The sequence below is a fragment of the Arthrobacter sp. Marseille-P9274 genome (assembly GCF_946892675.1).
Classification (GTDB): domain Bacteria; phylum Actinomycetota; class Actinomycetes; order Actinomycetales; family Micrococcaceae; genus Crystallibacter.
This window is the reverse complement of sequence record NZ_CAMPOV010000001.1, coordinates 448,038-466,273: the sequence shown is the minus strand read 5'-3', so window position 1 is coordinate 466,273 and position 18,236 is coordinate 448,038. Positions and strand designations below refer to the sequence as shown.

Sequence of the window (18,236 nt, the reverse complement as noted above, 5' to 3'; positions counted from 1 at the left end):
CTAACCTACGCGCTCTTTGCGGCCCAGGATGCCTTGGGGCCGGAACAGCAGGACAATGATCATGATCAGCAGGGCACCGACGAACTTGAGGTCGGCTTCGAGCCAGATCGTAGATACTTCGACGAAGATGCCGACGATGATCGAACCCACCAGGGCGCCGAAGACGGTGCCCAGGCCGCCCAGGACCACCGCGGCGAAGATCAGCAGCAGGATCTGCTGTCCCATATTGAAGGTCACACCGGGCCGGTAGTAAGCCCAGAGGATGCCGCCGAGTCCGGCCAGGACGCCGCCGACCGTCCAGACGATCCGGATCACCCCGTCCACGTCGATGCCGGAGGCGGACGCCAGCGCCGGATTGTCGGCCACCGCGCGGGTCGCCTTGCCGATCCGGGTCTTCAGCAGCAGGAAGGCCACCACCAGGACCACGACCGTGCTGATGACCAGCGAGATCAGCGTGTTCTGGGAGATCGATACCGACCCCAGTTCGATCTGCGGGCTGCGTGCGCCCGGCAGCTGCCGGGTGCTGCCGCCGAAGAACAGCTGGATGGTGTAGCGGGCCGCGAGCGCAAGACCGATGCTGACGATCATCATCGGGATGATGCCGGTCCCACGCCGCCGCAGCGGCTTCCACAGGCCGGAGTCCTGGAGATACCCGGAGAGGCCGCCGCCCAGGACGGCCAGGACGGCCGCCAGCCAGACCGGCATGCCGAGGCCGCTGAAGAAGAACATCAGCACCGCCCCGAGCGTCACCATCTCACCGTGCGCGAAGTTGGTGAGCCCCGTGGTGCCGAAGATGAGCGACAGGCCCACCGAGGCCAGCGCCAGCAGCAGGCCGAAGCTCAGGCCTGCCAGCACGCGTTCGACGAGCAGCTCCCCGAACGACTGGGTTTGGACCACGATTCCTGCGCCGAGCGGAAAGATCGCTCCGGCGTTGGACGTGTTGGCGAACGTGACCTGGCGCGGGTTCTGTGCCCCTTCTGCCAGCGTGACGCCCTCGGGAAGCGTGCTGACGTCCAGCTCCACCTCGTACGTGCCCTGGACCGGGACGCCGATGCTCCATCCGCCGGTTGCGGAGGAGACGGCCTCGCCGCTGAAGCCCTCGCCGGTCGCCCGGATGGTCACTCCGGCCACCGGCTGCCCGGCATTCCGCAGGACGCCGTTGATGGTATTGGGGAAGGACTCAGGGGTGCCGGTTGGTTCGGCTGGCGATGGTGCCGGTGTCGAGGTGGAAAGCGGGGCAGCCATGGTCTGGGCCTGCCCGGCCGGTGCCGATAACAACAGGGCTGCGAAAACCGCCAGCAAGGCGAACAGCAGTCCCATCGGCCGAGCAAGCTTCGGCAATCTTCTCAAGTTATGAACCTCCACAGTGGGGGCTTGCCGGCCCCACGAACCGGCAACGCTGACGACGCCGTGTGAACTTGGTCACTGACGTGTCGTTCATGTTACTCGGGGAATGTGTTCAGCATGTTGCGAAATGCTTGCTTTTGGTCGCGATCGCATAACAACTGCCCACGTGGAGGGCACATAGGGGCACGGCCCGGCGCAGGTCCGCCGGGCGGCTAGAGGTAGAGTCCGGTGCCTTTGTCCGTTTCCTCGGGTTCGGCGACGGCGTGGATGTCCCGTTCGCGCAGGAGGATGTAATCGGTGGCGTTGACCTCGACCTCGGCGCGGTCCTCCGGGTCGAACAGCACCTTGTCGCCCACGCCGACCTGCCGCACGTTCGGGCCTGCGGCCACCACGGTGGCCCAGCCCAGGCGCTTGCCCATGGCGGCCGTCGCCGGAATCACGATCCCGGACGAGGAGCGGCGCTCGCTGCTGTCCTTGTCCGGGGCCACCAGGATGCGGTCGTGCAGCATCCGCAGCGGGAGGTTGGCGGGCGCGGAGCGTTGGTTCCGTTCGGCGGCGGGGCGAGGATTCACGCCAACAGTCTAAGCTCCCGGCAGGCCGCGGAAATCCGGCGGGATAGAACCGGAGGCGCCGAGCGTTGCATTGATAGGGTTGAAGTAGCTCGTACCCCCTGATCGGAGGACAAATATGGCCATGGGTGGAAATCCCGTATTCAGTAATCCCAACGTATTCCGCAGCCAACCGCAAAGCTCCGCGAACGCAGGCGCCGGCATGCTCGCCGGCCAGTCGCAGATGTCCAGCGAGCAGCTGCAGGATCTGTACAACCAGCCGTCGGCAGGGCCGGCCCAGACCGGGCGGATGACCTACGACGACGTCATCATGAAGACGCTGGCCTGCCTGGCCCTCGTCCTCGCCGGCGCGGCCGTGGGCTGGATGGTCCCCGCGCTAATGATCCCGGGCATGCTCGCCGGCCTGGTGCTGGGCCTGGTCAACGCCTTCAAGAAGGAGCCGTCCAAGGGCCTGATCCTGACCTACGCCGCGGCTGAGGGCCTCTTCGTCGGCGGCCTGTCCGCCATGCTGGACGGAATGTTCCCGGGCATCGCCACCCAGGCCGTCCTGGGCACCGTCTGCGTGTTCGCCGTAACCTTGGCGCTGTTCAAGAGCGGCAAGGTGCGGGCTACGCCGAAGGCCATGAAGTTCTTCATGATCGCCATCATCGGCTACGCCGTGTTCTCGCTGGTCAACCTCGGCCTGACGATGTTCGGCGTCATGGACAACCCGTGGGGCATTCGCGGCGCGGACATCCCGGGCACGAACATCCCCTGGGGCGTAGTCATCGGCCTGTTCGCCATCGGCCTGGCGGCCTTCTCGCTGATCATGGACTTCACCTCCATCGAGGAAGGCGTGCGCCAAGGCGTGGACCGCAAGTACTCCTGGACCGCAGCCTTCGGCCTGACCGTCACGCTGGTCTGGCTCTACGTCGAGATCCTGCGCCTGCTGGCCATCCTGCGCGCCGTCGCGGAGGACTAGGACCGGGCGTCCGGAACAACAACGTGGGACTCCGCCTCGGCGGGGTCCCACGTTGTTTTAACGGCCGCATCTTTGGCAGGCGCCCCCATCGCCGGGAGTGGCCGCATCTTCGGGGCGTTTCAGGCGAGCCGGCCGGCGCCGTCCGCTGCGGCGACCGGGAAGATGTCCGGCCGGGCGTGGCCGGCAGCCTGGAAGGCATTAACGACGGCGTTGCCCACCGCGGCGGCGAAGGACCGGGGTACCAGGGCAAGGGCCGAGCCGCCGAAGCCGCCGCCGGTCATGCGGGCCCCCAGCGCACCGTGCTCGAGGGCGGTTTCCACGGCGAGGTCGAGTTCCGGGCAGGAGACCTCGTAGTCGTCGCGCAGCGAGGCATGGCCCTGGGTGAGCAGCGGCCCGATGCTTCCCGGCCCGCAGGCTTCCAGCAGGTGCACGACCTTTTCCACCCGTTCGTTCTCCGTGACGACGTGGCGGGCCCGGCGGAAGGCCAGCGCGTCCAGCCGTGCATCGGAGCCCGCCAGGTCGTCGCCGGACAGTTCGCGGAGGGAGCGGACCCCCAGCAGTCCGGCGGCCCGTTCGCAGTCGCGGCGCCGCTCGGCGTAGCCCCCGCCGGCGTTGGCGTGGGAGACCTTGGTGTCCATCACGAGCAGGCTCAGCCCGTTCTCCTGCAACCGAAGCGGGACCGGGCGGGTGGTGCCGCTGCGGAAATCCACCAGCAGGGCATGGCCGCGGCGCCCGCCGAGCGACGCCGTCTGGTCCAGGAGGCCGGTCGGCGCCCCGGCCATCTCGTTCTCGGCCTGCTGGCACAGCCGGGCCAGCCCGGCGCTCCCGAGCCCGGTGCCGAGCAGGTCGTCCAGGGCCACTGCGACCGCGCACTCCACGGCCGCCGAGGAGGACAATCCGGCCCCGAGAGGCACGTCCGTCTCCAGGTGCAGGTCCAGGCCCGGCACCGGGAAGCCGGAGCCGGCGAAGGCCCAGACGACTCCCAGCGGGTAGGCCGCCCACCCGGACACCGCCCCCGGCGAGATTTCCGTGGCCGGCAGGCTCACGCCGTCGTTCTTGTCCTGCAGTGACTCCTGCAGTGACTCCTGCAGTGACGTTGACACCCGGACGGTCCCGTCCCGGCGGAGCGCGGCGGCGGCCACGGTCGCGCGGTCGATGGCCAGCGGAAGGGCCAGGCCCTGGTTGTAGTCCGTGTGCTCGCCGATCAGGTTGACGCGGCCGGGGGCGGCCCAGAGTCCGTCCGGGGCAGAGCCGTAGCGGGCAGCGAAACCGGCGCGGGCGGCCGCCGCCAGCGCGCCGGGATGCGGGCTGCCGGCGGCCGCTCCGGTCACGCCGTCGCCGCCTCGCGGAGCCGGGCCGCGGTCTCCTCCGGCACGGTGTCGTTGATGAAGGCACCCATGGCGGCCTCGGATCCGGCCAGGTACTTGAGCTTGTCGGCGGCGCGGCGCGGCGACGTCAGCTGCAGGTGCAGATGGCCGGCCGGGCGGAATTCGGCGTCGACCGGGGCCTGGTGCCAGGCCGCGATGTAGGGCGTGGGGGAGTCGTAGAGGGCATCGAACCGGCGCAGCAGTTCCGGGTGCAGCTCGGCCAGTTCGTCGCGTTCCTCGCCGTGGAGCCCGGCCAGGTCCGCCACGTGGCGGTGCGGAACCAGATGCACCTCCAGCGGCCAGCGGGCGGCGAACGGGACGAAGGCGCTGAAGTGCTGCCCCTCGAGCACCATCCGCGAGCCGTCGGCGCGCTCCGCGGCGAGGATGGCGGCGGTCTGGCTCTCCAGGCCGCCGGACCGGAGGAAGTGCCGCCGGGCCTGTTTGGCCATCCGGGCCGCGCGCGGCGTGACGTAGGGGTAGGCGTAGATCTGGCCGTGCGGGTGGTGCAGGGTGACGCCGATTTCCGCGCCGCGGTTCTCGAAGCAGAACACCTGCTGCACGCCGGGCAGGGCCGACAGCGCCTCGGTCCGCTGCGCCCAGGCATCGACCACCGTGCGCACCCGCTCGTAGGGAAGTTCGGCGAAGGAGCCCGTGTGGGAGTCGGTGAAGGCGATGACCTCGCAGCGGCCGTAGGCGGGTTCCGAAACCTGGCCGACCTCGGGACCGGGATCCGCCGGGAGGACGCCGTGCTGCGGGCCGAAGGACGGGAACCGGTTTTCGAAGACCGCCACCTCGTATCCGGTAGGGATTTCGGTCCGGCGGGCCCCGTCCGAGGGGCAGAGCGGGCACTCGTCCTCCGGGGGAAGATGGGTGCGGTCCTGGCGGTGCGCGGCGACGGCGACCCATTCTCCGATCAGCTCGTCGAAGCGGACCTGGCCGGAACCCGTGCCGCGGGCCGGCAGGCTCCGGCGGTCCCGGACCTGCTCCGGATCCCGGTGGCGCCCGGCGGCTTCCTCGCCGGCGTCGAAGTACAGCAGTTCCCGGCCATCCGACAGCCTGGAGGGGGTCATGATGGTCATCGCGGCTCCTGCGAGGATTCTCCGGTACGTTTTAGCTATGAGCCACCATACCTTTGCCACCGGCGAACAGTTCAGGATCGAGCGGGGCAACTCGTATGCGGTGATCACCGAGCTGGCCGGCTGCCTGCGCATCTTCGTCAAGGACGGCATCCAGCTCACGGAGTCCTTTAACGACGGCGACATCCCGCCGGGTGCGTCCGGCATCCTGCTCGCGCCGTGGCCGAACCGCGTGGCCAACGGCAAGTGGACCCTGGACGGCAAGGTGCAGAAGCTGGATATCACCGAGCTGACGCGCGGCCACGCCAGCCACGGCCTGCTCCGCAATACCGGCTACCGGCTGGTGGACCGCAGCGAGGACGCCGTGGAACTGTCGGCCGAGATCTTCCCGCAGCACGGCTACCCGTTCCGCCTGACCCACGTGGTCCGGTACCGGATCGACGAGGCCGGGGACCTGGCGGTCACGCAGGAGCTGGTCAACCACTCGGCCGCCGCCGCCCCGGTGGCGCTGGGCGCTCATCCTTACCTGCGGCTCGGGGACCTGGAGGCGGCTGACCTGACCCTGAGCGTCCCGGGAGCCACCTTCCTGCATGCGGACGAGACGCTCATTCCGTCCGGTTCCGCGCCGGTCGCCGGGGAGACGGACCTGCGGGGCGGCGCCGCCGTCGGGCCTTTGCGGAAGCTGGACCGTGCCTACACCGACCTGGCGACCGCCGGCGGTCGGGCCGAGACGACGCTGGCATCGGCCGACGGCCGCTCCGTCACGCTGTGGCAGGATGAGTCGTTCCCCTATGTGCAGGTTTTCGTGACCGACACCTTCCCCGGGCGGACGCTGGCGGTAGCCGTCGAGCCCATGACGGCCCCGGCCAACGCGCTGAATTCCGGCGACGGGCTTGTCTGGCTCGAGCAGAGCGAGCGCTTCGGCGGCAGCTGGGGCATCAGCGGCCGGCTTCATCCAGCCGTAGCCGGCTGAGGATGTGAAATTATTGTCTCTATGAGTCAGCCTATCCCTGACAGCACCCCGCAGGGCCCCGCCGGTCCTGTGCCCCGCGTGCCGGACTCGACCCGGGACGATGTTCCCTACGCGCTGCGGATTGCCGCTTCCTGGGCCTGGCGGATCGGCCTGGTCATCGTCGTGGTCGGGGTGCTGATCTGGCTGCTGAGCTACGTTTCGCTGCTGCTTATCCCCGTGATGGTCGCCGCGCTGATGGCCGGCCTGCTGCAGCCGGTCGTGCGGTTCCTGCTCAAGGCCAAGGTGCCGAAGGGCCTGGCCGTCGGCATCACGATCCTGGGCTTCCTGGGCCTGATCGGCGGGGCGCTATCGCTCGTGGGCCGGCAGCTCTACTTCGGTTTCCGAGAGCTGTGGGACCAGGTGCTCGAGGGCGTGCGGCAGATCCAGACGTGGCTGATGGACGGGCCGCTTAGCCTGACCTCGGCACAGCTGAACGACTACATCAACGACCTGCTGGTCCAGCTCCAGAACAATAGCAGCACCATTCTCTCCAGCGCCCTCAGCGTGGGCTCCACCGCCGGCCACCTCGTGACCGGCCTGCTGCTGGCGATCTTCTCGCTCATCTTCTTCCTGCTCGATGGCGAGCGGATCTGGATGTTCATCGTGGGCCTGATGCCCCGCCGCGCCCGTTCGGCCACCAACGGTGCCGGCCGCAAGGGCTGGAATTCGCTGGTCCAGTACATCCGCATCCAGGTGTTCGTCGCCGCCGTCGACGCCGTCGGCATCGGTGCCGGCGCGGCCATCATCGGCGTGCCGCTGGCCCTGCCGCTCAGCGTGCTGGTGTTCCTGGGCTCCTTCATCCCGATCGTCGGCGCCCTGGTCACCGGCTTCGTCGCCGTCCTGCTCGCGCTGGTCGCCAATGGATGGGTCAACGCCATCATCATGCTGGCCATCGTGCTGGGCGTCCAGCAGCTGGAAAGCCACGTGCTGCAGCCCCTGATCATGGGCAAGGCCGTCTCGCTGCACCCGCTCGCCGTGGTCCTGGCCGTCGCCGGCGGCACTATGGTCGCCGGCATCCCGGGAGCCCTGTTCGCCGTTCCGGTGATGGCCATTATGAATACGGTGGTCAAGTACATCGCCGCCCGCGGCTGGGAGCACGACGACGCGCTGGGCGGCCGGCTGCGGCCACCCGACGCCGCCGTGCAGGTCGAAGCCGGGAAGGCGCGGACGACCGCCAGAACCAAGCGCCAGAAGGAAGCCCCAGGCGGGGACGAGAGTGGCACCCCCACCGAAGACAGGAACGAACTGCCGAAATGATAGATCTGAAGACCTTGCCGGTCACCGTGGATGACGTGATGGACGCCGCCGAGCTGCTCGACGGCATCATTGAGACCACGCCGATCGAGCAGTCCCGGGCCTTGGGGCGGATGACCGGCTCCGATGTCTACTTCAAGTGCGAGAACCTCCAGCGCGCAGGATCCTTCAAGGTCCGCGGCGCCTACGTGCGCATGGCCAAGCTGAGCGAAGAAGAGAAGGCCCGCGGCGTTGTCGCGGCCTCGGCCGGCAACCATGCCCAGGGCGTCGCTGTCGCGGCCGCACGCCTGGGGATCAAGGCACGGATCTACATGCCGCTCGGCGTCGCACTGCCGAAGCTGGCGGCTACCCGCGGCCACGGCGCCGAGGTCGTGCTCCACGGCCACAACGTCGACGAGGCCCTGGCCGAGGCCCAGCGCTTCGCCGAGCAGTCGGGCGCCGTCTTCGTCCACCCGTTCGACAACGCCGACATCATTGCCGGACAGGGGACCATCGGCCTCGAAATCCTCGATCAGATCCCCAACGTGGACACGATCGTCATGGGCGTGGGCGGAGGCGGCCTGCTGGCCGGCGTCGCCACCGCCATCAAGGCCCGCGCCAAGGAGCTCGGCCGGGAAATCCGGGTCATCGGCGTGCAGGCCGAAAACGCCGCGGCCTACCCGCCCTCCCTCGCCGCGGACGCGTTGGTCCCGCTGAAGAAGGTCTCGACGATGGCGGACGGCATCGCCGTGGGCCGTCCGGGCCAGCTGCCGTTCTCGATCATCCGGGAACTGGTCGACGACGTGGTCACGGTCAGCGAGGACGCGCTGGCCCGGGCCCTGATCTTCCTGCTCGAGCGCTCCAAGCTGGTGGTCGAGCCGGCCGGCGCCGTCGGCGTCGCGGCGCTAATGGAAGGCGTCATCGAGAACCCCGGCACCACCGCGGTGATCCTCTCCGGCGGCAACATCGACCCGATGCTGATGCTCAAGGTCATCCAGCGAGGCCTCTACGCCTCCGGCCGGTTCCTCTCGGTGCGCATCATGCTCGACGACCGTCCCGGCTCCCTGGCCAAGATCTCGCGCATCATCGCCGAATCCGACGCCAACGTCACCCGCGTGGACCACACCCGGATCGGCGGCTCGATCAGCATGGGCGACGTGGCGATCACCATCGACATCGAGACGAAGGGCCACGAGCACTGCGAACTGGTGCTCGGCAGCCTTCGTGCGGAGGGCTTCCAGCCCGTCGTCGTGCACTAGGCCGTGCAACAGGTGGAGCGCATTCAGTGAGCGGGGCCAGCCGGGGAACCCGGGCACGACGCGCGCTCGGCGCCCTGCTCGGTATGGCAGGGGTGCTGTGGGCGGTCTTCCTGCTGACCCTGCTCGCCGGGAGCCAGGTCTATTACCTGCTCGGCAACATCCCGCGCCGGATCGAGGGCCTGGACGGCATCGTCTTCTCGCCGCTGCTGCACGCAGACGTCAACCACCTGGCCAGCAACACGCTGCCGCTGGTGGTGCTGGGATTCCTGGTGTTCCTCGAAAGCGCCCGGCGCTTCGCTGCAGTGCTCGCCATAAGCTGGCTGGTGTCCGGCATCGGGGTCTGGCTGACCGGCCAGGGCCTGACGGTCGGGGCCTCCGGCGTAGTGTTCGGCTTCCTCGCCTACCTGCTGGTCCGCGGGTTCTACAACCGCAGCTGGCGGCAGGTCCTGCTTGCCGTCGTCATCTTCCTCTTCTACGGCTCGGTGCTGCTGGGCCTCTTGCCGACGGCGGGAGCAGGGGTCTCCTGGCAGGCGCACCTGTTCGGCGCGGCCGGGGGAGTGCTGGCCGCCGTGCTGATGCGCAAGGACCGGATCCGCGGCCGCAGCCGGCAGCGGCTGCGGTAGCCGCAACCTGGGCCGGTGCCCGGCGCTTCAGGCCCTGGCATCCGCCGGGTACGGCAAAGGGCGGGTCGGCTCTCCACTGGGAGTAACCGACCCGCCCTCAGCCGGGCGGCAGCGCCGCCCCTGGTTAGCCTGCGTACGGCTTAGCGGAGATGATCTCCACCTTGATTTCCTTGCCGTTGGGCGCAGTGTAGGCGACGGTCTCGCCGGCCTTCTTGCCGTTGATCGCCGCGCCCAGCGGGGACTTCTCGCTGTAGACGTCGATGCTGGCGTCGCCGGCAACTTCGCGGCTGCCGAGCAGGAACGTCTCGGTATCCCCGGCGATCTTGGCCTCCACGACCATGCCCGGTTCGACGACTCCGTCATCCGCGGGAGCTTCCCCGACATGGGCATTGCGCAGCAACTCGGTCAGCTGGCGGATGCGAGCCTCGGCCTTGCCCTGTTCCTCCTTGGCGGCATGGTACCCGCCGTTCTCCTTGAGGTCCCCCTCGGAACGGGCCTGCTCGATGCGGGCGACGATCTCCGTCCGGCCCGGGCCGGACAGGTAATCCAGTTCAGCCTTCAGGCGGTCGTAAGACTCCTGAGTGAGCCAAGCCACGGATGCGCTGGATGTAGACACGTACTTCTCCTTAGTATGGCCTTCGGCTGCGGCGTGCCGCTGCCTCAGCATGGGTACTCCCTCGCCCGACTAGGCCGCTGAGGCCGCCACATCAAGCAAAGACCCCGCTCTCTGGTGACTCGTTCATATCTGAATCGGAGAGACCACCGGAGGGGCGGGGCAGAATGTATTGAATAAGTGTAGTCAGTCCTCCGGGCATTTCCCAAGAACCGAGACGACTCTGAAACATTTAGTGCACTCGCGGCGGCGGTGCGCGAAGCTACTTCACGATCCAGCAGGCGTTGACGCCGCCGGTAACGGAAGGCGATTCAGTCCTTAGCTGAATCCGGTGCACGGTGGTGCGTCCGCCGTCGTTCCCTTCGCCTTCTGCGGCGGGGCCGATGGTCGCGACCTTCCAGCCGACAATGGCGTAGGTTTCGTTGAGGGCCTGGATGGCGCATTGGGCGGTCGCTTCCGGGTCCTTCGTGACCTGGAAGTCAACGGTCGCGTGGTGGGGATCCGACACGTTGAAGCCGACGTCGGTGCCGGAGACGGAGGGCTTGCCCTGCACGAAGGCGAAGTAGCCGGCCAGCACTACCGCGACCGCCAGCGCTGCGATGACGATGCCGCGCTTGGCTCCGCGGCCCAGATGCTGCTTTGGGGCCCCGTACCGATTGGCTACGCTTATCCCTGAAGAAGTAGGGTGCGTGGGGGTCGGGCCGGTAGTGCTCACGCCTCCAACCTTACCGTGTTGCACGTTGTGTCCGATCATCAGGAGTTTGAGTTGAGCATCCCCGCAAAAGCTGCCGAACGAACCTCGGAATTCCGCCGCGGTGATGGGCTGCGCCTCCTGACCGTGCATGCCCACCCTGACGACGAATCCAGCAAGGGAGCGGCCACCATGGCCAGCTACGCCGCCACCGGCGTCGAGACCATGGTCGTCACCTGCACCGGCGGCGAACGGGGGGACATCCTCAACGGTCAGGTCGCATCCGAGCCGCAGGCACTGCGGGACCTGCCGGGGCTGAGGCGGCGTGAGATGGCCAAGGCCGCCTACGAACTGGGGGTTGCCCATCGCTGGCTGGGCTTCGTCGATTCCGGCCTCCCGGAGGGCGATCCGCTGCCGCCCCTGCCGTTCGGCAGCTTCGCGACCCTTCCGCTGGAGCGGGCGGCCGCCCCGCTGGTGCGGCTGGTCCGATCGTTCAAACCGCACGTCATCGTCAGCTACGACGAGAACGGCGGCTACCCGCATCCGGACCACATCATGGCGCACAAGGTCGCCGTGGAGGCATACCACGCAGCGGCTGACGCGGACCGCTACCCGGAAGCCGGCGAACCCTGGACGCCGCTGAAGCTCTACTATGACCGCGCCTTCAATCCCGAGCGTTTCCGCGCCCTGCACTTCGCCCTGGAGGAAGCAGGCCTGCAGTCGCCTTACGCCGCGCGCCTTGCCGCGTGGCAGGAAGCGGACGCCGAAGGCCACCAGCCGCCCATGCCGACGCACCGGACCACCACCCAGATCGACTGCGGTGACTACTTCGAGCACCGGGACCGCGCCCTGCTCTCGCACCGGACCCAGATCGAGCCCGAGGGCTTCTTCTTCGCCGTGTCGCCGGACATGCAGCGCAGGATCTGGCCGTGGGAGGACTACACCCTCGTGGACGCGAGGGTGGAGACAACGCTGCCCGAAACCGACTTCTTCGCGGGCATACGATAGAGGTAGCCCGCCCCTGATTTTCCGGACCGCCGCCGCGTTTCGGTCCTTGCCAGAAAGAGATCCATCTTGCAACTGCTGCACCTGCTCGCCGCCGCCGGACCCAGCGGGGAACCGACGCTGAAGCCTGGCCTCGACCCGAACCAGGTCACGCCCGGTCCGTGGGGCTTCTTCATCACGTTCGGCCTCGCCGTCGTCGTTATCCTGCTGATCTGGGACATGAGCCGGCGCATCCGCAGGGTGCGGTACCGCGAGCAGCTGGAGCAGGACGCGCATCGTGCGGCTGCTTCGGGGCAGCAGGTTCCTGACGCGCCCGACGCCGGGGGCGTGCCCGCCGCGTCCGGCCGCGGGGAGCGCAGGGAGACCCAGGAAGAGCGCCAGCGCCGCCTGGACCGGGAGCTCAACGGCAAGGTGACCGGCCGCCGGGACCCGGGTTCGCCGGCGGACGACGCGTCCGGACGCGGTCCGTCCGGGGACGGGCCGACAGGGAGCTGACCATGGCCGGCAGACTGCGCAGCGAAGCCTCGGCCTACCTGCGGCAGCATGCCGGAAACCCCGTCGACTGGTGGCCCTTCGGCGACCAGGCCTTCGAACAGGCACGTCTGCGCGACGTGCCTGTTTTCGTTTCCGTGGGCTACGCCGCCTGCCACTGGTGCCACGTCATGGCGCACGAATCGTTCGAGGACCAGGCGACCGCGGACTACCTCAACGAACACTTCGTGAGCATCAAGGTCGACCGCGAGGAGCGGCCCGACGTGGACTCCGTCTACATGGCGGCCACGCAGGCGATGACGGGCCAGGGCGGCTGGCCCATGAGCGTCTTCACCCTGCCGGACGGCCGGGCCTTCTATGCGGGGACCTACTACCCGCCCCGGCCCGCGCCCGGCATGCCGTCCTTCCGGCAGCTGCTGGAGGCGGTCACCGACGCCTGGGATCAGCGCCGGCCCAGCGTGGAGGCCAGTGCGGCCGCCCTGGTCGAGGTCCTTGAGGGCGCCGCGGACAACAACCGCAAGCTGATGGGCAACCTCCTGCCGTTCGACCCCGGTACCGGGCCAGCCTCGCTCGGCATTCCGCGCTCGATGCTCGACGACGCCGTCCGGGTGCTGGCCGGAGAAGAAGACCGCGACTATGGCGGGTTCGGCGACGCACCTAAGTTCCCGCCGTCGTCCACTATCCAGTTCCTGCTGCGCCACGCCGCCGTCGTCCGGGCGGAGGCAGAGGGCACCGCATCCGGCGAGGACCGTGAGAACGGGGAACCCGCTGCAGAACCGGCGCGCGGCTTGGCCGAGCGGACGTTGGAGGCCATGGCGACCTCGGCCCTCTACGACCAGCTCGAGGGCGGCTTCGCGCGCTACGCCGTCGACCGGCAGTGGTCCGTGCCGCACTTCGAGAAGATGCTTTACGACAACGTGCAGCTGCTTCGCGCCTACGCACAGTGGGCGACCCAAGCCGCCCCCGGCTCCGATCGCGATTTCGCCTGCGCCGTCGCGGCAGGAACCGCCGACTGGATGATCCAGCGGCTCGGCCTGCCCGGCGGGGGCTTCGCCTCTTCGCTCGACGCCGACACCGTGATCGAGGGCGTGCACCAGGAGGGTGGCACCTACCTGTGGAGCCTCGATCAACTGCGGGAGGCGGTTGGCGAGGAAGCCGAGTGGGTCGCGGACGCCATGGGAATCGGCGAGTCCGGAACCGTGACAGCGACCGGCTCGCCGCTGCATCCCGGACGGCGGCTGGACCCGGAAGACCAGCGGCGGTGGGACAGGCTGAAGCCGGCGCTTCTCGCAGTCCGGAACCGGCGGCCGCAGCCTGCCAGGGACGAGAAGGTGGTAGCGGGCTGGAACGGCCTCGCCATCGCCGCGCTGGCGGAGACCGCCGGGCTCCTGGGCCGCGAGGACCTGCTGGCGGCTGCCGTCGGGGCGGCCGAATACCTCCAGCGCGTCCACCTCGACGACGGCGGAACGCTCGTACGGGTTTCCCACGACGGTTCCGCCGGTGTTGTCCAGGGGCTCCTCGAGGACTACGCAGGCTTCGCCGAAGGACTCTTCGCGCTCTACGCCGCCACCGGAGATGACCGCTGGTATCTGCTCGCCGAACAACTGGTCCTGGACGCCGAGCGGACCTTCCTGAACGACGGCGTCCTCGGTGACACCGCCATCAAGCCCAGCCAGCTGGCGGCAGCCAGCGGACCGGCCAATCCCGCCGATCCGTTTGAAACCGCAACGCCCAGCGGTACCAACCTGCTGGCCGGGGTGCTGCTGACCTATGCCGGCTACAGCGGCTCGTCCCGGCACCGTCAGCTCGCCGTGCAGCTGCTGCAGTATCTTGAGCGCGTTGCACCGAAGGTCCCGCGCGTGGCGGGCTGGGGCTTGGCTGTCGCCGAAGCCGCACTGGCGGGACCGGTGGAACTGGCCGTCGTCGGCGAGCCCGGACCGGCGGACGAGTTGGTGCGCGCAGCCAAGGCCACGGGCAGCCCCGGCATGGTCGTCGCCGTGCGGACGGCTGCCAGGACCTCGCAAGCCCGGGACGCAGCCGGCGCCGAGCCGGGGACTCCTGGATCCGGTGCCGAACGGGTGCCTCTCCTTGAAGACAAGCCGGCGCCGGAGTCCGGTGCCGTGGCGTATGTGTGCCGCGGGATGGTCTGCAGGCGCCCGGTCTCCACAGCGGATGAGCTGGTTGCCGAACTGTCGTCCGAAAGGTAGCGGCGGGAAATCGGGAGGGTGGCAGCAAGTCTTGGAAGGGGCCATGTGGGGGCGCCGGCCGTCGTGTAGACGCACCGGGTGGTCCTTGAGGAGCGGGGTGTGTTTGATCAGGGCTGCTGCCTTTTAGAAGGGTGGCGGTTCATCGGTGCCGCTGGCCGGGACTCCTGGGTGCGGCGTGCCGGCGTACGGCGGCTCTGCTGGTCCGGCTGGTTCGGATTGTCCGGTTTGTTGGTGTTTGCGGTTGTAGTAGGCGCGGAGTTTGGTGTTGATGGTGTGGATTTCGTGGTGTTCGAGGATGCTGGCGAGTTCTTCGGGCGGGGTGTGCACCAGGGGCTCGGGCCTGGTCGGGTAGCCGATTCCTGCGGGAGAGGTCCAGTCGAATTCGCCTTGGTTGGGTTGTTGCAGGTTCCAGTCGGTTTCGGTTTTGAGGCGGTGGTGGCGCTTGCATTCCGGCCCGAGGTTGGCCGTGTTGGTGGATCCGCCGTCGGCCCAGCCGATGGTGTGGTCGAGTTCGCAGTGGTCGCTGGAGCGGGAGCAGCCGTAGAACGTGCATTTTTCGTAGAGCAGGCGCAGGTAGCGGCGTTGCGCGGCGGTGGGCCGGTACTGTTTGCGGTCCATGGTGAGGACCGCGCCGGTGACCGGGTCGGTCAGGACGCGGGTGAACGAGGGGGCGTTCGCGGCCAGGCGGGCGGCTGCGTCGATGGGGATCGGCCCGTATCCGTCGAGGTGGGCAGGTTCCTGGCCGAGGCCGAGCAGTGTGAGGGCGGGGATGGTCAGCGCGACGGTGGGCACGATCCCGTACCCGGTGCCCGGGGGAAGGCCGCCGTCCAGGGCGGGGTGTTCCCGCGGGTCCACGGGCCCGGGACCCCCAAACCCGCCGGCAGCAAGGCCGCCAGCGGGTTTGGGGGTCCCGGTGAGCAGGAGGTGGGTGAGGGCGTCGGCGCGGAGCTGGGTCAGGGTGCGGGGTTCTTCGGGGCCCTGCACGGAGAGCGCGATGGCCTGGACGCGGTTGAACGCGGCGACGGCGGTTTCCGCGGGCAGGTAGGCGGAGAGCCAGGCCATGCCGTCGTAGTCGGGTTTGAGTTCGAGGTGGCGGTCGGCTGCTTTCTTGGCGCGGCGGGCGGTGATGGTTTCGGGGTGGCGTTTTTCGCGGAGTGTTTTCGCGCGGCGGCGCAGGCTGCTGGTGGAGCATGCGGGGGCGAGCTCGAGGAGTTCGTGTTCGAATCCGGGCCGGGCCTGGGGCGGCAGCGATGTGGTTTCGTCGGTAATGATGGCTGCCTGCACGCCGGTCAGGTTGCCTTGTTCGAGGGTTTCAAGGGTGTTGGGGCATTCACCGGCGATGGTTCGGGCATAGTTGATGCGGATCGCGGCGGTCCTTTCCGGGATCTGCAGTGCGGCGGCGGCTTCGGCGATGGCCGCGGCTTCGGCCAGATGTTCGTCCGGCGTGCCCGGCCCGAGGGGTGCGGGCCAGCCGTGGGGCTGTTCGTTCACGGCCTCGCGGACCAGGGCGTTGAGCAGGCGCAGGATGCGGGCCTCCAGCCAGGCGGAGGCGCGGCGTGCGGCGATGAGTTCGTGCGCGGCTTCCTGGTACAGCATGCGGGACGGCTCCCGGGACCCCAGCAAGGGCAGCAGGTCCTTCACCTGCCCGGACCGGGCCGGCAGCACAGGCTCCCACGCCGGCGGTGTAAACGCGCCGCGGCTTCCGGCCCACGGGTCCTCCTCCAACGGGGCGTCATGTCCGGTCAGCACGTAGAGCGGGATCGGGGCATCCGGCGCGTCGAGGGGAATGCCCTCGGCATCCACGGCCTCGCCCTCCTCCCACGAGTTCTCGTCCCACGGCGGACGGCACGAGAACGGATCCGCCGGCCGCAGACCAAACACGGGAACAGCCGCAAGAACGGCTGAAGGCTCAGGGCCGGCAGATCCTGAGGGGCTGGCATGCGCGCCACCGGGACGGCCCGAGGCCTCCGGGCCTTCTGCCTCCTGCGGTGATTCCGCTGGTGTGTTCGCCATCACACCATTCTAGTAGAATAAACGTTCTATTCCTAGGGGTGTGGATAAGTAGCGCAGCTGAATCGCCTCCGTCTAGGTGGGCCTCCGTTTACGTGCGACCGAGGACGGCGAGCATGATGGCGGCGAAGTGGCAGCTGAAGGCCACGACGGTGAAGGCATGGAAGAGCTCGTGGAATCCGAACCATGTGGGGGAGAAGTTGGGCTTCTTGATGCCGTAGAAGACGGCGCCGGCGATGTAGAAGGCGCCCCCCACAACGACGAGGACGGCAGCGGCGGGACTGGCCGTGAAGAAGTCCGGGAGGTAGAAGAGTGCACCGAGGCCGAGGGCGCAGTAGATCGGCACGTAGAGCCAGCGGGGTGCATGCGTCCAGATGACGCGGAAGGCGACGCCGGCGATGGCGCCGCACCAGATGAGCCACAGCAAGAGTGTCGCCTTGGACTGCTCGAGCAGCGCCCAGGCCAGGGGTGTGTAGGTGCCGGCGATGACCAGCATGATGTTGCTGTGGTCGAGCCGCTTGAGGACCAGCTTGGTTTTCGGCTGCCAGTTTCCCCGATGGTAGACGGCGCTGACTCCGAAGAGGAGCAGACCGGTGACTGCGTAGATGGCGGAGGTCGTCTTGCCCGCCGCTGTGGGGGCCAAGGTGACGAGGACGATGCCCGCGATGAGGGCCAGCGGAGTGGCTCCTGCATGCAGCCAGCCGCGGAATTTGGGTTTGATATTGAGGGCGTCGGCAAGGCTCTCGACGGCGGTTTCAACAGGGCCGTCGATGCGATCCGGGGCCCCGGCCGGCTGGGGCGAAGGGGCGGGGCCGCTCGGGTTCATGGGCCGATTCTACCGCCGCCGACGGGCACCGGAATACCGGCCGGTAACAGCCGGAACATGACGGTCGGGTGCGGTGCCGGGCGGCCGGCGTCGGTTCCCTTAAGGTCTAAGCGATAGAATCTTTCCCGGTGTCCGCTGTCCGGCGGCAGTCCTCGAAGCGGTAATAGAAAGGCAGGAGCGGTTTGAGATTCCCCGCAGTTGCCTACCGCATGTACGAGCGCCGGCTGCAGCGTTCGCTGGCGGATGACCGCATTCCCCGGCACATCGGCGTCGTTGTTGACGGGAACCGCCGGTGGGCAAAGCTGGCGGGAAGCCCCACTCGCGAGGGCCATCAGGCCGGTGCTGACAAGATCCTCGAGTTCCTCGGCTGGTGCGATGAGCTAGGCGTCAAGGTCGTCACGCTGTACATGCTCTCGACCGACAACATGAACCGATCCAGCGAGGAGCTGGACCAGCTGATGGGCATCATCGCCAACACTCTGGACCGGCTGGGCGAGGGCAAGAACGTCCGGGTGCGGCCGGTGGGCGCGCTCGAGACGCTGCCGGCGTACCTGTCCGGCAAGCTGCGCGCGCTCGCGGAGCAGACGGCCGAGGTCCAGGGCGTGCACGTGAATGTGGCCGTCGGCTATGGCGGCCGGCAGGAGATCGTGGACGCGGTCAAGGAACTGCTCCGGACCGCCGGGAAGGCCGGTCGCGACGTCGAATCCGTGGCGGAAACCCTGGACGTCGACGACATTTCCCGCTACCTCTATACGAGGGGACTGCCGGACCCGGACCTGGTCATCCGCACCTCGGGGGAGCAGCGGCTCTCGGGCTTCCTGATGTGGCAGAGCGCGTACAGCGAGTACTACTTCTGCGAGGCGCTCTGGCCCGATTTCCGCCGGCTGGATTTCCTCCGGGCGCTGCGCGATTACGCGAGCCGCCAGCGGCGCTTCGGCGCCTGAA

The 18,236-nt window shown here is 68.6% G+C and carries 17 protein-coding genes; 9 read left to right on the top strand and 8 right to left on the bottom strand.

Translation table 11 applies throughout. The features are described from left to right. Nucleotides 1-1,320, bottom strand: coding sequence for a branched-chain amino acid ABC transporter permease (locus OC550_RS02095; RefSeq protein WP_262106225.1), 1,320 nt, complete (start codon nucleotides 1,318-1,320; stop codon nucleotides 1-3). Nucleotides 1,321-1,559: 239 nt separating this feature from the next. Continuing rightward, the gene (locus OC550_RS02090) at nucleotides 1,560-1,919 is read right to left on the bottom strand and encodes a co-chaperone GroES (protein WP_262103650.1); all 360 of its coding nucleotides are present in this window, start codon (nucleotides 1,917-1,919) and stop codon (nucleotides 1,560-1,562) included. Nucleotides 1,920-2,034: 115 nt separating this feature from the next. Between OC550_RS02090 and OC550_RS02085 the strand changes: the two genes are divergently transcribed. After that, nucleotides 2,035-2,877 (top strand): Bax inhibitor-1/YccA family protein, encoded by an 843-nt coding sequence (locus tag OC550_RS02085; protein WP_262103649.1) that lies wholly within the window; start codon nucleotides 2,035-2,037, stop codon nucleotides 2,875-2,877. 119 nt (nucleotides 2,878-2,996) lie between these two features. On the opposite strand, the gene galK is transcribed toward OC550_RS02085, so the two are convergent. Further along, nucleotides 2,997-4,208 carry a galactokinase gene (gene galK / locus OC550_RS02080; protein WP_262103648.1) on the bottom strand — a complete coding sequence of 404 codons (1,212 nt, stop codon included), beginning with the start codon at nucleotides 4,206-4,208 and terminating at the stop codon, nucleotides 2,997-2,999. Next, entirely contained in the window at nucleotides 4,205-5,323 is a 1,119-nt protein-coding gene (gene galT / locus OC550_RS02075; RefSeq protein ID WP_262103647.1) for a galactose-1-phosphate uridylyltransferase, read from the bottom strand. The genes galK and galT overlap by 4 nt, the downstream gene beginning before the upstream one ends. Before the next feature lie 37 nt (nucleotides 5,324-5,360). On the opposite strand from galT, the gene OC550_RS02070 reads away from it, so the two are divergent. The 4 genes from OC550_RS02070 to OC550_RS02055 are packed head-to-tail and all read left to right on the top strand — an operon-like array spanning nucleotide 5,361 to nucleotide 9,447. Further along, nucleotides 5,361-6,293 carry an aldose 1-epimerase family protein gene (locus OC550_RS02070; protein ID WP_262103646.1) on the top strand — a complete coding sequence of 311 codons (933 nt, stop codon included), beginning with the start codon at nucleotides 5,361-5,363 and terminating at the stop codon, nucleotides 6,291-6,293. Nucleotides 6,294-6,314: 21 nt separating this feature from the next. Beyond that, nucleotides 6,315-7,589 (top strand): AI-2E family transporter, encoded by a 1,275-nt coding sequence (locus OC550_RS02065; protein ID WP_262103645.1) that lies wholly within the window; start codon nucleotides 6,315-6,317, stop codon nucleotides 7,587-7,589. Beyond that, on the top strand, nucleotides 7,586-8,824 hold the full coding sequence (gene ilvA / locus OC550_RS02060; protein ID WP_262103644.1) for a threonine ammonia-lyase: 1,239 nt from the start codon (nucleotides 7,586-7,588) through the stop codon (nucleotides 8,822-8,824). The genes OC550_RS02065 and ilvA overlap by 4 nt, the downstream gene beginning before the upstream one ends. Nucleotides 8,825-8,850: 26 nt before the next feature. Next, the gene (locus OC550_RS02055; RefSeq protein WP_262103643.1) at nucleotides 8,851-9,447 is read left to right on the top strand and encodes a rhomboid family intramembrane serine protease; all 597 of its coding nucleotides are present in this window, start codon (nucleotides 8,851-8,853) and stop codon (nucleotides 9,445-9,447) included. Between the two features lie 124 nt (nucleotides 9,448-9,571). Here OC550_RS02055 and greA read toward each other — a convergent pair whose 3' ends face one another. Both greA and OC550_RS02045 read right to left on the bottom strand, forming a co-directional pair. Then, nucleotides 9,572-10,114 carry a transcription elongation factor GreA gene (gene greA / locus OC550_RS02050; protein ID WP_262103642.1) on the bottom strand — a complete coding sequence of 181 codons (543 nt, stop codon included), beginning with the start codon at nucleotides 10,112-10,114 and terminating at the stop codon, nucleotides 9,572-9,574. A 208-nt stretch (nucleotides 10,115-10,322) separates the two neighbouring features. Further along, nucleotides 10,323-10,775 carry a DUF4307 domain-containing protein gene (locus OC550_RS02045; protein ID WP_262103641.1) on the bottom strand — a complete coding sequence of 151 codons (453 nt, stop codon included), beginning with the start codon at nucleotides 10,773-10,775 and terminating at the stop codon, nucleotides 10,323-10,325. Nucleotides 10,776-10,826: 51 nt separating this feature from the next. Between OC550_RS02045 and mca the strand changes: the two genes are divergently transcribed. The 3 genes from mca (at nucleotide 10,827) to OC550_RS02030 (ending at nucleotide 14,455) form a co-directional block, all read left to right on the top strand. Beyond that, nucleotides 10,827-11,759 carry a mycothiol conjugate amidase Mca gene (mca, locus tag OC550_RS02040; RefSeq protein ID WP_262103640.1) on the top strand — a complete coding sequence of 311 codons (933 nt, stop codon included), beginning with the start codon at nucleotides 10,827-10,829 and terminating at the stop codon, nucleotides 11,757-11,759. 66 nt (nucleotides 11,760-11,825) lie between these two features. Further along, nucleotides 11,826-12,251 (top strand): hypothetical protein, encoded by a 426-nt coding sequence (locus tag OC550_RS02035; protein WP_262103639.1) that lies wholly within the window; start codon nucleotides 11,826-11,828, stop codon nucleotides 12,249-12,251. A 2-nt stretch (nucleotides 12,252-12,253) separates the two neighbouring features. Beyond that, nucleotides 12,254-14,455, top strand: coding sequence for a thioredoxin domain-containing protein (locus OC550_RS02030; protein ID WP_262103638.1), 2,202 nt, complete (start codon nucleotides 12,254-12,256; stop codon nucleotides 14,453-14,455). Between the two features lie 123 nt (nucleotides 14,456-14,578). Here OC550_RS02030 and OC550_RS02025 read toward each other — a convergent pair whose 3' ends face one another. Together OC550_RS02025 and OC550_RS02020 are read right to left on the bottom strand one after the other, a co-directional pair. After that, on the bottom strand, nucleotides 14,579-16,336 hold the full coding sequence (locus OC550_RS02025; protein WP_262103637.1) for an HNH endonuclease signature motif containing protein: 1,758 nt from the start codon (nucleotides 16,334-16,336) through the stop codon (nucleotides 14,579-14,581). A 220-nt stretch (nucleotides 16,337-16,556) separates the two neighbouring features. Then, nucleotides 16,557-17,291: a hemolysin III family protein gene (locus OC550_RS02020; protein ID WP_262103636.1), complete on the bottom strand. Its 735-nt coding sequence runs from the start codon at nucleotides 17,289-17,291 to the stop codon at nucleotides 16,557-16,559. A 182-nt stretch (nucleotides 17,292-17,473) separates the two neighbouring features. On the opposite strand from OC550_RS02020, the gene OC550_RS02015 reads away from it, so the two are divergent. Further along, the gene (locus OC550_RS02015; RefSeq protein ID WP_262103635.1) at nucleotides 17,474-18,235 is read left to right on the top strand and encodes an isoprenyl transferase; all 762 of its coding nucleotides are present in this window, start codon (nucleotides 17,474-17,476) and stop codon (nucleotides 18,233-18,235) included. Nucleotide 18,236: the final 1 nt, after the last annotated feature.